The organism is Mesorhizobium loti (genome assembly GCF_003148495.1).
Taxonomy (GTDB): Bacteria; Pseudomonadota; Alphaproteobacteria; order Rhizobiales; family Rhizobiaceae; genus Mesorhizobium; species Mesorhizobium loti.
Map to the genome: position 1 here is coordinate 34,313 of NZ_QGGH01000006.1, position 14,074 is coordinate 48,386.

Sequence of the window (14,074 nt, forward strand, 5' to 3'; positions counted from 1 at the left end):
CAAACAAGAAGAATAGAATCCAATGTTGATCACTTGCCCCTATTGCGGCCCGCGCGACGTCATCGAGTTCACCTATCAAGGTGACGGCAACCGTGAGCGTCCCGACCCCGCCTCGCAGAATTTCGAGGCGTGGAACGCTTATGTCTACGACCGGCTTAACCCGGCCGGCGATCACAACGAGATCTGGCAGCATTCCGGCGGTTGCCGCACGCATCTGCGGGTCGTGCGCAACACGCTGACGCACGAGATTTCCAGCGTTGCCTTCATGCGCGGTGATCATGGGCGCGGCGATCATGGCTCGGCCGCGCGTCGCAAGGCGGAGGACAAGTCATGAGCCCGCGCCGCACCGACACTGGCGGCCGCATCGACCGGCTGAAAACCATCCGCTTCACCTTCGACGGGGCGCCCTACACCGGCCATGCCGGCGATACGCTGGCATCGGCGCTGCTGGCCAAGGGCGTCACGCTTTACGGACGTTCGTTCAAATACCACCGCCCGCGCGGCCTGCTGACAGCCGGCGTCGAGGAGCCCAACGCCCTGGTGACGGTGCTGAAGGGCGAGGTTCGCGAACCCAACATTCCGGCGACCATGGTCGAGATCCATGACGGGCTGGTCGCCATCAGCCAGAACCGCTTTCCATCGCTTGCCTGGGACATCAATGCCGTCAACCAGCTTGGCGGCAAGATCCTGTCGGCCGGGTTCTACTACAAGACCTTCATGGGACCTGTGTTCGGTCCGCTCAAAGGCACGCGCTTCTGGATGTTCTGCGAGCATTTCATCCGCCGCGCCGCCGGTCTCGGCAGCGCCGGATCGGCGAAGGACCCGGCCCGCTACGAACGCATGAACGCCTTTTGCGACGTGCTGGTGGTCGGCTCCGGGCCGGCCGGGCTGATGGCCGCCAAGGCCGCCGCCGATCAGGGCGCGCGCGTCATGCTGGCCGATCTCGAGCCGCGTTTCGGCGGCTCGGCCAACTGGTCGGATGAAACGATCGATGGCGCGCCGGCCGCCGATTGGGCGCGCCGCATCGTCGCCCAGCTCGCAGGCCGCGACAATGTCCGGCTTTTGCCGCGCACCACGGTGTGGGGCTACTATGACAACAACACGCTTGCCGCGCTCGAACGGGTCAGCGACCATAAGGAGCAGCCGGGCAAAGGCGAGCCGCGCCATCGCTACTGGGCGACCCGCGCCAAATCCGTGGTCCTGGCCACGGGTGCTTTTGAGCGGCCGCTCGTCTTCCCCGGCAATGACCGGCCAGGCGTGATGCTGGCGCATGCCGCCGAGCGCTATGCCAACGAGTTCGGCGTGCTGCCGGGCGAGCGGATCGCGCTGTTCACCAACAATGACAGCGCCTATCGGGCGGCCGTCGCCTTGAAGAAAGCTGGTGCCGCGGTCGTCGCCATCGCCGATGTCAGGCCGGAACTTTCGCCGGAGATGCGCAGGCTGGCCGCGGAAGCCGAGGCTGAGATCTTCGCCGGCCATGCCGTCGTCGCCACCGAAGGCGGCAAGGCGCTGTCCGGCCTCAAGCTGCAACGCTTCGACATGACCAATGGCGCGCTCATCGGCGATGCACGCAGCATCCATGCCGATTGCCTGCTGATGTCGGGCGGCTGGTCGCCGACCATCCATCTGGCCAGCCAGGCCGGCGCCAAGGCGGAATGGAATGCCGCGCGGCAGGCCTTCCTGCCGCCGAAACCAACGCAGCAATGGATCGGCGCCGGCGCCTTCACCGGCAGTTTTTCGACGCTCGAAGCGCTCGCCGAAGGACGCGCCGCCGGTCTGGCTGCGGCCGGTGGACAGAGCACGCCTTCTGTATTGCCGGTGGTAGAAGCCGTGCCCGGCGATCCCGATCCCGCCCCGGTGTTCGAGATCAGGGCCAAGGGCAAGAGCTTTGTCGATTTCCAGCACGACGTGACAGCCGAGGACGTCCGGCTAGCGCATCGCGAAGGCTTCGTCTCGGTCGAGCATCTGAAGCGCTACACCACGCTCGGCATGGCGACCGACCAGGGCAAGAGCTCCAACGTCCCTGGCCTTGCCATCATGGCCGAAGCGCTGGGCAAGCCGATCCCCGAGGTCGGCACGACGCGCTTCCGGCCACCCTTTGCGCCCGTGTCGATCGGCTCGCTGGCTGCGGAACGCTTCGGCGACCTGAAGCCCGAGCGGCTGACGCCGATGCATGACTGGCATCTCGCCAATGGCGCGACGATGTATTCCGCCGGCCTCTGGTACCGCCCGATGATCTATGGCCATGCCGGCGAGACGGTCGAGCAGGCCTATGTGCGCGAAGCCAAGGCGACGCGCGAAAGCGCCGGCATCGTCGATGTCTCGACACTGGGCAAGATTGCCGTACAAGGGCCTGACGCCGCCCTATTCCTCGACCGCGTCTACACCAACATGTTTTCGACGCTGGCCGTCGGCAAGGCACGCTACGGTCTGATGCTGCGCGAGGACGGCCTAGCCTTCGACGACGGCACCACATGGCGGCTCGGCGAGCAGGATTTCCTGATGACCACCACCACGGCCAACGCCGGCAAGGTGATGCAGCATCTGGAATATTTCCTCGACGTCATCTGGCCGGAGCTGAAAGTGCAAGTCACCTCGGTGACCGACGAATGGGCGGGTGCCGCGATCGGCGGGCCGAAGGCCAGGCAGATCCTCGCCACATGTGTCACCGGCACGGCGGTCGACAACGCGACCCTGCCCTTCATGGGCATCGTGCGTGGCGAGATAGCAGGCGCGCCGGTAATGATCTGCCGGCTGTCCTTCTCCGGTGAAATGGCGTTCGAAATCTATTCCGGCGCCGGCCACGGCACCCATGTCTGGGAAGCGCTTGTTGAAGCCGGCAAGCCGTTCGGGCTGGTCACCTACGGGCTCGAGGCGCTGGGCACGATGCGCATTGAGAAGGGCCATGTCACCGGCGCCGAGATCGATGGCCGCACCACGGCGCGCGATTTGCATCTCGACTGGATGCTGTCGAAGAAGAAGCCGTTCATCGGCTCGGCGATGATGGATCGCGAAGGCCTGATCGCGTCGGACCGCCTGGAACTGGTCGGCCTGATTGCCCTAGACAACCGGCCACTCAACGGCGGCGCTCACATCGTCGAAGAGGTTGACGAAGCCAATCCGCACGGCTCGATCGGCCACATCACCGCCTGCTGCTATTCGCCGGCGCTCGGCAAGCATATCGCGCTGGCGCTGGTCAAGGGCGGCAAGGCACGGCAGGGCACGCGCGCCCATGTCTCCGATCCCTTGCGCAACCGGTTCGGACCGGTCGAGATCGTCTCCAACCACTTCTTCGACCCGGACGGGAGCCGCATGCATGGTTGAGCGCCAATCACCACTCGAACCGGAATTTCACGTCGGCTCGCACGGCAATTTCGAGCATGGCGTCGAGATCATCCTGACCGAGACAAGGCCAGGCTCGATCGTGCAGCTCGCCGCTTGGCCGGGCGAGGAGAAGAGGCTGATTGCAGCCATCCGCACCGTCACCGGGCTTGCTCTGCCCGATGGCGCCGGCGGTGGCCTGAGCGACGGCGTGAAGTCGGTGTTCGGCTTCGCGCCGGGAAAGTTCACTGTTGCCGACGAGGCCGAAGGGCTGGCCGCGGCCTTTGCCAAAGTGGTGACCCCGGCAATTGGTACGGTGACCGACCTGTCGCATGGTCGCACCGCCGTTCGTATTGCCGGGCCGAAGGCCGAATGGGTGCTGGCGAAATTCTTCGCCATCGACTTTTCGCTGCCGGCCTTTCCGGTTGGCGCCGGCCGCTCGACCACCCATCACGATGTCTTCGCCCAGATCCAGCGCACCAGCGCCGACCAGTTCGACATCTATGTCTTCCGCTCGTTCGCACGCTCGTTCTGGAAGGCGCTCTGCCATGCCAGCGAGGAAGTCGGCTACGAGGTGCAGTAGGCGGCGCGGCCCGACGGCCGCATCGCTTCTGCTTCTGGCATCAACGCCAGCCGGTTCTGCCGCTAGAGAATCGCGCCGCAGGCGCCCATGGTGGAAAAACGTGGCCGCCCAACCGGCCCAAGGGATGAAATCCCGTCTCACAGTCGGCACATTCGTTTGGTTCGAACATCTCCATGACCGCTGAACTATCCGCCGGCGCCACGGATCGCGCCGATGTGCCGGCCAGAGCCCTGCTCCTGCTGCCGCTGACGGTCGCCTGCGGTGTCTTCATGACCAGCCTCGACCAGAATGTCGTGGTGACGGCGCTGCCGGGTATCAGCGAAAGCCTCGGCCGTCCGCCCAGCCAGCTCGGCCTGCTTATCACCGTCTATGTCGCCAGCCTGATCATCTCGATGCCGCTTGGCGGTTGGGCCGCCGACCGCTTTGGCCTGCGCAACGTCTACTGCTTTGCCTTGCTGGTGTTCGCCGCCTCGTCGGCGCTATGCGGACTGTCGAACGATATCTGGATGCTGGTCGGCGCGCGTGCGCTGCAAGGCTTCGGCGGCGCCTTGATGGGCACGCTCGGCCAGGTCGTTATCCTGTCGACCTTTCCGCGCAGCCGCACACTCAAGATCAACATGTATATCTCGCTGGCCGGCCAGTCCGGCCCGTTGGTCGGTCCGCTCGTCGGCGGCGCGCTGACCACCTACATTTCCTGGCGCTGGATCTTCTTCATCAATGTGCCGTTCGCGCTGGCGGCGGCAATTCTTGCCGCCTCGCTGTTTCCGACGATGACCAAGCCGGTGCGCACGCCGTTCGACTTTCCAGGCTTCCTGCTGGTTGGCAGCGGCATGGTGCTGCTCGTCTTCGGCATGGATTCGCTTGCCGCCAAGGACGCTGCCGGCGGCATCATTGCCGGCGAACTGGCGCTGGCGCTCGTCATCCTGACCGTCGCCTCGTTCTACTGCCTGCGCGTGCGCAATCCGCTGCTCGATCTCAAGCTCTTGCGCATCCGCACCTTCCGCATTTCGTTCCTCACCGGCGGCGGGCTGGACACGATCGGTCTCAGCTCCGTCGTCTTCCTGCTGCCGCTGATGTTCCAGCTCGGCTTCGGCATGAGCGCGGTGCAGGCGGGATCGCTGACCTTCGTCGCCGCGGTCGGCTCGGTGGCGATGCGCTTCTTCATGCCGCGCGTCCTCAACCGCTTCGGCTTCCGCCGCGTGCTGGTTTACAACACGCCGATCGTCGCCCTTATGGTCGCCGGTTTCGCCTTGATGCAGACGACCACGCCGGTCTGGATCGTGCTCGCCTACATCTTCGTCTTCGGCGTCTTCCGCTCCGCGCAATGGGCCTCGACCGGCAACCTCGCCTATTCCGACATCGCGCCCGAACAGCTCGCACGCTTCAGCGCGCTCTATTACATTTTGTGGCAGTTGGCAGTGGCGATCAGCGTCGGCCTGGCTGCCGCGGCACTGTCGTTTCTGGCCGGAGGTGGTCCAGCCATCGCCGACGACTTCCGCATCCTGTTCGTGATCGAGGGCGTCATCACGCTCTGCGCGCTGCTTGCCTACCTCAAGCTGACGCCGCAGGACGGCGCCCATGTCAGCGGCCACGGCGCCCAGATGAACACGGAATAGCGCATGCCGCCCATGTCGGTCGACTGGCCAGGGCAGCCGCTATTCGCTGAACGTCACCCACTCTTCCAGCGGCACGCGGTCGGTGCGGAAGGTGTTTTCAGGTTTTGACGTGTCTTCATGGCCAAGCGCCATACCGCAGACGACGATCTCTTCGTCCGGAATGTTGAGCACCGGCCTGATCTGCCGGTGATAGGGGGCGAAGGCCGCTTGCGGACAGGTGTGCAGACCCCTGCCCCGCGCCGCGACCATGATGTTCTGCAGGAACATGCCGTAGTCGATCCATGAGCCCTGGTTGAGCCGGCGGTCGATGGTGAAGATCATGCCGACCGGCGCATCGAAGAAGACGAAGTTGCGGTCGTGCTGGGCGCGCATCTTGTCGACCTCGCGGCGGCCGATGCCAAGCGCGCCATAGAGGCCGAAACCGTTGGCGCGGCGGCGGGTCAGATACGGCTCGAAGAACTGCGTGGGATAGTAGCGGTACTCGTCCCAATCGGCTTTTTCGGCGCGAATGCCGGAATTGAGAATGGCGTCCGATATCCGCTGCTTGGTCTCGCCCTTGATGACGTAGACCTTCCATGGCTGCATGTTGGTGCCGGACGGAGCACGCGCCGCAACCGCCAGAATGGCGCGGATCGTGTCGTCGTCGACCATGTCGGGCAGAAATGCGCGCACCGAACGGCGCGACAGGATTGCCTCGTCGACAATCTCGGCATCGCCCGCATTTCGGGTGTTGTTTTTCAGCATGGGCCGTCCCTTAACCCTCGTCTCGACCGGACGTCCCCACTCGCCGTTCCTGCCCGAGCCTTTGCATGAACCGCCAAAATCGCGCAAGCAAATCTTGTGCATCCGTGAAAATCCACTTGATTTTTTCACGAGCTTGATTTCTCATGAAATTTGACCGGATTTTTTCATGAAGTGAGCGTTTTGCCTTCGCCTACAGCAAGAACATTACAGGGAACTGACGAACGCGTGCTGGCCGGCGACATCAGGGCCTTGCGCAGGGCGCGCGGGCTGACGCTCGCCGAGATCGGCCTGAAGCTTGGCCGTTCAGTCGGCTGGGTCAGCCAGGTCGAGCGTGGCCTGTCGACGCCGTCGCTCAGCGATCTCAGAGCCTTTGCTGAACTGTTCGGCGTGCCGATCAGCCTGTTCTTCAGCCATGACGTGCCTGTCGAAAGCGAGCGCGGCGTGGTTGTGCGCGCCGGCCGGCGCCGCACGCTTGGCACAAGCGAATCCGGCCTGGTGGAGGAGCTTCTGTCGCCCGATCTCGGCGGTAGTTTCGAGATGGTGCGTTCGGTCTTCGCGCCGGGCGCGGAGCTGAAGGCCGAGGCGCAGCGGCCGACCGAGGAAGCCGGATATGTCGCGTCCGGACTGTTCGACATCGAGATAGCAGGCGTCTGGCATCGGCTTGGCGAAGGCGACTCCTTTCGCTTCGAAGGCAAGCCCTACCGCTGGCGCAATCCGGGTGCGGAGCCCGCGGTTATCATCTGGGTGGTTTCACCACCTGTCTATTGAGTTTAAGTTTGGAGAAGAACATGGCGGGTTTGCCGAGCACGGCGCGCGTGGTGATCATCGGAGGCGGCGCCGTCGGCACGTCCTCGCTCTATCATCTCGCCAAGGCGGGCTGGACCGACTGCGTGCTGCTCGAAAAGAACGAGCTGACCTCCGGCTCGACCTGGCATGCCGCCGGCAATGTGCCGACCTTCTCCTCGTCCTGGTCGCTGATGAACATGCAGCGCTATTCGACCGAGCTTTATCGCGGGCTGGCCGACGCGGTCGACTATCCCATGAACTATCACGTCACCGGCTCGCTGCGCCTTGCTCATACGAAAGAGCGCATGCAGGAATTCCAGCGCGCCAAGGGCATGGGCCGCTACCAGGGCATGGACATCGACATTGTCGGCGTCGACGAGATCAAGCGCCGCTATCCCTTCATCGACACGCATGATTTGAAGGGCGCACTCTACGACCCGAGCGACGGCGACATCGATCCGGCGCAGCTCACCCAGGCGCTCGCCAAGGGTGCCCGTGACATGGGCGCGAAAATCATCCGCTTCTGCCCGGTATCAGGCGTGCACCGCGAGAACGACGAATGGGTGGTCGAGACGGCACAAGGCGAGATCCGCTGCGAGATCGTCGTCAATGCCGCCGGCTACCGCGCCGCCGAAGTCGGCCGGATGTTCGGCCGCGACGTGCCGATGATGGTGATGAGCCACCAGTACATCCTGTTCGAGGAGATTCCCGAACTGGCGGCATGGTCGAAAGAACAGGGCAAAAAGCTGCCGCTGCTGCGCGACGTCGACACCTCCTACTATCTGCGCCAGGAAAAGAACGGCATGAATCTCGGCCCCTATGAGCGCAATTGCCGCGCGCATTGGGCCACCCACAACGACCCGATGCCGGAGGATTTTTCCTTCCAGCTCTTCCCCGACGATCTCGACCGGCTGGAACATTATCTGGCCGACGCTGTCGCCCGCGTGCCGATCCTGGGCACAGCCGGCCTGTCCAAGGTCATCAACGGGCCGATCCCCTACACACCGGACGGCAATCCGCTGATCGGCCCGATGCCCGGCGTTCCCAATGCCTTCGAGGCCTGCGTCTTCACCTTCGGCATCGCCCAGGGCGGCGGCGCCGGCAAAGTGCTGGCCGAATGGGTGACTGAGGGCCAGACCGAATGGGACATGTGGTCGTGCGACCCGCGCCGCTTCACGTCCTTTGCCTCGGCGCCGGACTATTGCGTCGCGAAGGGCATGGAGATCTACGGCAACGAATACGCCATCCAGTTTCCGCGCCATGCCTGGCCTGAAGGCCGCGACCGCAAGCTGTCGCCGATCCACGATCGCATCAAGGCGCTCGGCGGCCGCTTCGACGCTTACAATGGCTGGGAGCGCGCCACCTGGTACGCGCAAGACGGCGACGACATCTCCGAGGAGGCGACGCTGACCTTCCGCCGCGACGGGCCATGGCACCATCGCGTACGCGAGGAGTGCCTTGCCGTGCGCGACGCCGCCGGCATCTTGGACCTGCCGGGCTTCTCCCGCTTCAACCTGGAAGGTCCGGGCGCCGCCGAATGGCTGAGTCTGCAGGTCACCGGGCTGGTGCCGAAGCCCGGCCGCATCGGCCTCGTCTATTTCGCCGACGACAAGGGCCGCATCGTCACCGAAATGTCCGTCGTCCGCCACGACGACAACCTGATGACGCTGATCACCGCGGCGGTCGCCCAATGGCATGATTTCGAATGGCTGAAATCGCGCATGCCCAAGGACGCACCGTTCAGGCTGATCGACCGGACCGAGGAATTCTCGACCCAGATCCTGGCCGGGCCGAACTCGCGGAAAATCCTCGCCGATGTCTGCGAAGCCGACCTCACTCTGCCATGGCTGACGCATCAGGAGACGAAGATCGCCGGTCGCTGGGCCAAACTGGTGCGCGTCTCCTTCGCCGGCGAACTCGGCTGGGAAATCCACACAAGGGTGGACGACACCGCCGCCATCTTCGACGCCGTCTGCGCGGCAGGTCAACAGCACGGGCTGAAGCCGTTCGGCATGTACGCGCTGGATTCGCTGCGGCTCGAAAAAGGCTACCGCACCTGGAAGGGCGATCTGTCGACCGACTATTCGATCCTGCAGGGCGGGCTCGAGCGCTTCGTCAAATGGGATAAACCCAACTTCCGCGGCAAGGCAGCACTCCAGAACGAGAAGCAGCAAGGGGTGACGAAGCGTTTCGTCACCCTGGTCGTCGAGGACCCCGGCGATTGCGACGCGCCTTCGGTGTCGACGCTGTGGCACGACGGCAAGATCGTCGGTGAGACGACGTCGGGCGGCTGGGGGCATCGCATCGACAAATCGATCGCGCTCGGCATGCTGCGCGCCGATCTGGCCGAACCCGGCACCGCAATCGAGGTCGAGATCTTCGGCGAGCGTTTTCAGGCGATCGTGCAGAAAGATGAGCCACTGTGGGATCCGAAGAACGACAGGCTGCGCGCATGAAGAAGGTCATCCTCACCGATGGCGGCATGGGCCAGGAACTGGTCCGCCGCAGCCAATCCGAGCCGACGCCGCTATGGTCGGCCAGAGTGCTGATCGACGAACCGGATCTGGTGCGCGACCTGCACGCGGAATTCATCCGTGCCGGCGCCCGTGTCATTACCATCAACACCTATTCGGCAACACCCGAACGCCTGGCGCGTGAGGGCGCGGAAGACCTATTCAAGCCGTTGCAGAAGCGCGGCATCGAATTGGCCAGGCAAGCTTGCGAGCAGGCCGGTGAGGCAACCATCGCCGGCTGCCTGTCGCCGCTGTTCGGCAGCTACGCGCCGGCGCTGACCATTTCATATCAGGATACGCTCGACATCTACCGCCGCATCGTTGCCGAGCAGGCGGATGGCGTCGACCTGTTCCTGTGCGAAACCATGGCGTCCATCGAGGAGGCGCGCGCGGCCGTCACCGCGGCATCGGAAAGCGGCAAGCCGGTATGGGTGTCGTGGACACTCGCCGACCACGGCAAGCCGCGGCTGCGCAGCGGCGAGGCAATAGCCACCGCGGCAGGCGCGCTCGACGGCTTGACTGTTGCGGCGCGGCTGCTCAACTGCTGCCGACCCGAAGCGATCGCCGCGGCCTTGCCTGAACTGATCGACCTCGGCGGCCCTGTCGGCGCCTATGCCAATGGCTTCACCTCCACCGAAGCGCTCAAGCATGGCGGCACTGTCGATGTGCTGCACGCCCGTCACGACCTTGGTCCGGACGCCTATGCCGACCAGGCGATCGGCTGGGTCGAGGCCGGCGCCGACATTGTCGGCGGCTGCTGTGAAGTCGGACCGGCGCACATCGCCGCTCTGCGCGACCGGCTCGAACAGGCCGGCTACGAAATTTCGGGAGAAATACATGCCTAGACCATCGTCGCGCATTTCCGGCATCGTGCCTTCGGGCAAGGACGGCTGGGAAGTCCATTCGGCCGCCTGGGCCCGCAAAGCGGCCGGCGAAGACATCATCATGCTGTCGGTCGGCGATCACGACTTCGACACACCTTCGGAAACGATCGAAGCGTGCGTGACCGCGGTTCGCGGCAGCAACCACCACTACACGCCGCTTTCCGGCCTGCCGCGCCTGCGCAAGGCCATGGCGGCAGCCTCGAGCGCCTGCACCGGCGTCGAGACGACGCCGGATCAGGTCATCGCCACGCCGGGCGGCCAGGCCGCACTCTACGCAGCCGTGCAGGCCGTGCTCGACCAGGGCGACCACGCCATCGTCGTAGCGCCTTATTACGCAACCTATCCCAACACGTTCAGCGCCGCAGGCGCCAGTTTCACCGTGGTCGAGACACCCGCCGAGGACGGCTTCCAACCGCATGCCGAGATGATCCGCGCAGCACTCCGGCCCAACACGCGCGCCATTCTCATCAACACACCGAACAACCCCACCGGTGCGGTCTATTCGCGAGAGCGGCTGGAGCAACTTGCCGAGATTTGCCGGGAGCATGACCTCTGGCTGCTGTCGGACGAAGTCTATTGGACGCTGGGCGGCGGCGAGCATGTCTCGCCGCGCTCACTGTCCGGCATGGCCGAACGAACGCTGGTCATCAATTCGATGTCCAAGAGCCACGGCATGACCGGTTGGCGCATGGGCTGGCTGACAGGCCCTGAAGCGATGATCACGCTGCTCACCAATCTCAATCTGGTGACCACTTACGGGCTGCCGGCCTTCATCTCGATCGCCTGCGCCGAGGCGCTTGAAAACCGCTATGGCGTGAAGGACATCGCCGAGCGCTACGCCGCGCGCCGCACCGTCTTCCTCGATGCCGTGCGCGGCATGAACGATGTCACCGTGCGCGGTTCCGAAGGCGGCATGTATGTCATGCTCGACATATCCGCCGTTGAACCCGACGACGAGAAATTCGCCTTCGCTTTCCTCGACAAGGAGAATGTCGGCGTGATGCCGGGCTCCAGCTTCGGCGAGGCAGCCGCCGGCCATATCCGCATCAGCCTCTGCCAGCCCGAACCCATGCTGCAGGAAGCAGCGCTCCGGCTGCGCCGTTTCGCTTCCAGCTATCGTCGCGAGGCCGCATGACCGCCAAAGCTATCCCGACAAAAGCCATCCCTACCAAAGCGAGGGCCGTCATTATCGGTGGTGGCGTTTCCGGCTGCTCCGTCGCCTACCACCTGGCCAAGCTTGGCTGGACCGATATCGTGCTCCTGGAACGCAAGCAGCTGACGTCGGGCACGACATGGCATGCCGCCGGCCTGATCGGCCAGTTGCGCGGTTCGCAGAACATGACCCGGCTGGCGAAATATTCGGCTGACCTCTACGTCAAGCTGGAAGCCGAGACCGAAGTCGGCACCGGCATGCGCCAGGTCGGCTCGATCACCGTGGCGCTGACCGAAGAACGCAAGCACGAGATTTACAGGCAGGCGTCGCTCGCCCGCGCCTTCGATGTCGATGTCCGCGAGATTTCTCCCAATGAAGTCAAGCAGATGTACCCGCATCTGAATGTCTCGGACGTCGTCGGCGCCGTGCATCTGCCGCTCGACGGCCAGTGCGACCCTGCCAATATCGCGATGGCGCTGGCCAAGGGCGCGCGCCAGCGCGGCGCCACCATCGTCGAGAATGTGAAGGTCACCAAGGTCCACACCAGGGCTGGCCGCGTCACCGGGGTGTCCTGGGCACAGGGTGAAGACCAAGGCACCATCGAAGCCGACATCGTCGTCAACTGCGCCGGCATGTGGGCGCGCGAACTGGGAGCACAGAACGGCGTCACCATCCCGCTGCACGCCTGCGAGCATTTTTATCTCGTCACCGAGCCGATCCCCGGTCTCACCCGTCTGCCCGTGCTGCGCGTGCCTGACGAGTGCGCCTACTACAAGGAGGACGCCGGCAAGATGATGCTGGGCGCCTTCGAACCGGTGGCAAAGCCCTGGGGCATGGACGGCATCCGCGAGGATTTCTGCTTCGACCAACTGCCGGAGGATATGGACCATTTCGAGCCGATCCTCGAAATGGGCGTCAACCGCATGCCGATGCTGGCGACCGCCGGCATCCACACCTTCTTCAACGGTCCCGAGAGTTTTACCCCCGACGACCGCTACTATCTCGGCGAGGCGCCGGAGCTGTCCGGCTACTGGATGGCGACCGGCTACAATTCGATCGGCATCGTCTCCTCCGGCGGCGCCGGCATGGCGCTGGCGCAGTGGATCAATGACGGCGAAGCCCCCTTCGATCTGTGGGAAGTCGACATTCGCCGCGCCCAGCCGTTCCAGAAGAACCGCCGCTACCTCCGGGAGCGCGTCTCCGAAACGCTCGGCCTGCTCTATGCCGACCATTTCCCCTATCGTCAGATGGCGACCTCGAGGAATATCAGGCGTTCGCCGCTGCACGAGCATCTGAAGGCGCGCGGCGCCGTCTTCGGCGAAGTCGCCGGCTGGGAGCGCGCCAACTGGTTTGCCCGTGAAGGCCAGGAGCGCGAATACCGCTATTCCTGGAAGCGCCAGAACTGGTTCGACAACCAGCGCGAAGAACACCTCGCGGTCAGGAACAGCGTCGGCCTGTTCGACATGACCTCGTTCGGCAAGATCCGGGTCGAGGGCCGCGACGCCTGTGCCTTCCTGCAAAGACTGTGCGCCAACGACATGGACGTGGCCCCGGGCAAGATCGTCTACACCCAGATGCTCAACCAGCGCGGCGGCATCGAGAGCGACCTGACGGTCTCGCGCCTTTCGGAGACAGCGTTCTTTCTCGTCGTCCCCGGCGCCACGCTGCAGCGCGACCTGGCCTGGCTGCGCAGACACATCACCGACGAATTTGTCGTCATCACCGATGTGACGGCGGCCGAAAGTGTGCTCTGCCTGATGGGGCCGGATGCGCGAAAGCTGATCCAGAAGGTCAGCCCCAACGATTTCTCCAACGAAACCAACCCGTTCGGCACGTTCCAGGAGATCGAGATCGGCATGGGCCTGGCCCGCGCCCACCGCGTCACCTATGTCGGCGAACTTGGCTGGGAGCTCTATGTCTCGACCGACCAGGCCGCTCATGTCTTCGAAGCGATCGAAGAGGCAGGCGCCGATGTCGGCCTGAAACTCTGCGGCCTGCACACGCTGGATTCCTGCCGCATCGAAAAGGCGTTTCGGCATTTCGGCCACGACATCACCGACGAGGACAATGTGCTGGAAGCCGGCCTTGGCTTCGCTGTGAAGACTGCCAAGGGCGACTTCATCGGCCGCGATGCGGTGTTGCGCAAGAAGGAAGCCGGGCTGTCACGCCGGCTGGTCCAGTTCCGGCTGAAAGACCCGCAACCCCTGCTCTTCCACAACGAGGCGATCCTGCGCGACGGCAAGATCGTCGGTCCGATCACGTCTGGCAATTACGGCCATCACCTCGGCGGCGCCGTCGGGCTGGGATACATGCCGTGCCAGGGCGAGAGCGAGGCGGATGTGCTGGGCTCATCCTACGAGATCGAGATCGCCGGCGAGCGCTTTGCGGCGGAAGCGTCGCTGAAGCCAATGTATGATCCGAAGGCCGAGCGGGTGAAGATGTAGCGCCCTCTTCCTTCGCCCCCGTTTACGGGG

At 64.4% G+C, this 14,074-nt stretch carries 10 protein-coding genes; 9 read left to right on the top strand and 1 reads right to left on the bottom strand.

Going from position 1 to position 14,074, the window contains the following annotated elements; genetic code table 11:
* Window positions 1–22: 22 nt before the first annotated feature.
* The 4 genes from C8D77_RS22045 to C8D77_RS22060 all read left to right on the top strand — a co-directional run bounded on the left by C8D77_RS22045 (window position 23) and on the right by C8D77_RS22060 (window position 5,520).
* A complete protein-coding gene (locus tag C8D77_RS22045) occupies window positions 23–334 on the top strand; it encodes a sarcosine oxidase subunit delta (protein WP_109667861.1) in 312 nt (103 codons plus the stop codon).
* The gene (locus C8D77_RS22050; RefSeq protein WP_109667863.1) at window positions 331–3,324 is read left to right on the top strand and encodes a sarcosine oxidase subunit alpha; all 2,994 of its coding nucleotides are present in this window, start codon (window positions 331–333) and stop codon (window positions 3,322–3,324) included. Before C8D77_RS22045 ends, C8D77_RS22050 begins: the two co-directional genes overlap by 4 nt.
* Window positions 3,317–3,904: a sarcosine oxidase subunit gamma gene (locus C8D77_RS22055; RefSeq protein WP_109667865.1), complete on the top strand. Its 588-nt coding sequence runs from the start codon at window positions 3,317–3,319 to the stop codon at window positions 3,902–3,904. The genes C8D77_RS22050 and C8D77_RS22055 overlap by 8 nt, the downstream gene beginning before the upstream one ends.
* A 173-nt stretch (window positions 3,905–4,077) precedes the next feature.
* Window positions 4,078–5,520: an MFS transporter gene (locus tag C8D77_RS22060; RefSeq protein ID WP_109667868.1), complete on the top strand. Its 1,443-nt coding sequence runs from the start codon at window positions 4,078–4,080 to the stop codon at window positions 5,518–5,520.
* Window positions 5,521–5,559: 39 nt separating this feature from the next.
* Here the strand turns inward: C8D77_RS22060 and C8D77_RS22065 are convergent, their stop codons facing one another.
* Window positions 5,560–6,264: a nitroreductase gene (locus tag C8D77_RS22065; protein ID WP_170136795.1), complete on the bottom strand. Its 705-nt coding sequence runs from the start codon at window positions 6,262–6,264 to the stop codon at window positions 5,560–5,562.
* A 225-nt stretch (window positions 6,265–6,489) separates the two neighbouring features.
* On the opposite strand from C8D77_RS22065, the gene C8D77_RS22070 reads away from it, so the two are divergent.
* The 5 genes from C8D77_RS22070 to C8D77_RS22090 are packed head-to-tail and all read left to right on the top strand — an operon-like array spanning window position 6,490 to window position 14,044.
* The gene (locus tag C8D77_RS22070; RefSeq protein ID WP_164757615.1) at window positions 6,490–7,032 is read left to right on the top strand and encodes a helix-turn-helix domain-containing protein; all 543 of its coding nucleotides are present in this window, start codon (window positions 6,490–6,492) and stop codon (window positions 7,030–7,032) included.
* A 20-nt stretch (window positions 7,033–7,052) separates the two neighbouring features.
* Window positions 7,053–9,506, top strand: a complete 2,454-nt coding sequence (locus tag C8D77_RS22075) for a GcvT family protein (protein WP_109668447.1) — start codon at window positions 7,053–7,055, stop codon at window positions 9,504–9,506.
* Window positions 9,503–10,408: a homocysteine S-methyltransferase family protein gene (locus tag C8D77_RS22080; protein ID WP_109667875.1), complete on the top strand. Its 906-nt coding sequence runs from the start codon at window positions 9,503–9,505 to the stop codon at window positions 10,406–10,408. Before C8D77_RS22075 ends, C8D77_RS22080 begins: the two co-directional genes overlap by 4 nt.
* Entirely contained in the window at window positions 10,401–11,582 is a 1,182-nt protein-coding gene (locus C8D77_RS22085) for a pyridoxal phosphate-dependent aminotransferase (RefSeq protein ID WP_109667878.1), read from the top strand. The genes C8D77_RS22080 and C8D77_RS22085 overlap by 8 nt, the downstream gene beginning before the upstream one ends.
* Window positions 11,579–14,044 (top strand): GcvT family protein, encoded by a 2,466-nt coding sequence (locus C8D77_RS22090; protein ID WP_170136796.1) that lies wholly within the window; start codon window positions 11,579–11,581, stop codon window positions 14,042–14,044. Before C8D77_RS22085 ends, C8D77_RS22090 begins: the two co-directional genes overlap by 4 nt.
* The last annotated feature ends 30 nt before the right edge of the window (window positions 14,045–14,074 follow it).

Excerpts from the sequence above, each read along its gene's own strand:
- C8D77_RS22085 (WP_109667878.1), top strand. The coding sequence starts at position 10,401 with ATGCCTAGACCATCGTCGCGCATTTCCGGCATCGTGCCTTCGGGCAAG.
- C8D77_RS22050 (WP_109667863.1), top strand. The coding sequence starts at position 331 with ATGAGCCCGCGCCGCACCGACACTGGCGGCCGCATCGACCGGCTGAAA.
- C8D77_RS22055 (WP_109667865.1), top strand. The coding sequence starts at position 3,317 with ATGGTTGAGCGCCAATCACCACTCGAACCGGAATTTCACGTCGGCTCG.
- C8D77_RS22090 (WP_170136796.1), top strand. The coding sequence starts at position 11,579 with ATGACCGCCAAAGCTATCCCGACAAAAGCCATCCCTACCAAAGCGAGG.
- C8D77_RS22045 (WP_109667861.1), top strand. The coding sequence starts at position 23 with ATGTTGATCACTTGCCCCTATTGCGGCCCGCGCGACGTCATCGAGTTC.
- C8D77_RS22065 (WP_170136795.1), bottom strand. The coding sequence starts at position 6,264 with ATGCTGAAAAACAACACCCGAAATGCGGGCGATGCCGAGATTGTCGAC.
- C8D77_RS22080 (WP_109667875.1), top strand. The coding sequence starts at position 9,503 with ATGAAGAAGGTCATCCTCACCGATGGCGGCATGGGCCAGGAACTGGTC.
- C8D77_RS22060 (WP_109667868.1), top strand. The coding sequence starts at position 4,078 with ATGACCGCTGAACTATCCGCCGGCGCCACGGATCGCGCCGATGTGCCG.
- C8D77_RS22075 (WP_109668447.1), top strand. The coding sequence starts at position 7,053 with ATGGCGGGTTTGCCGAGCACGGCGCGCGTGGTGATCATCGGAGGCGGC.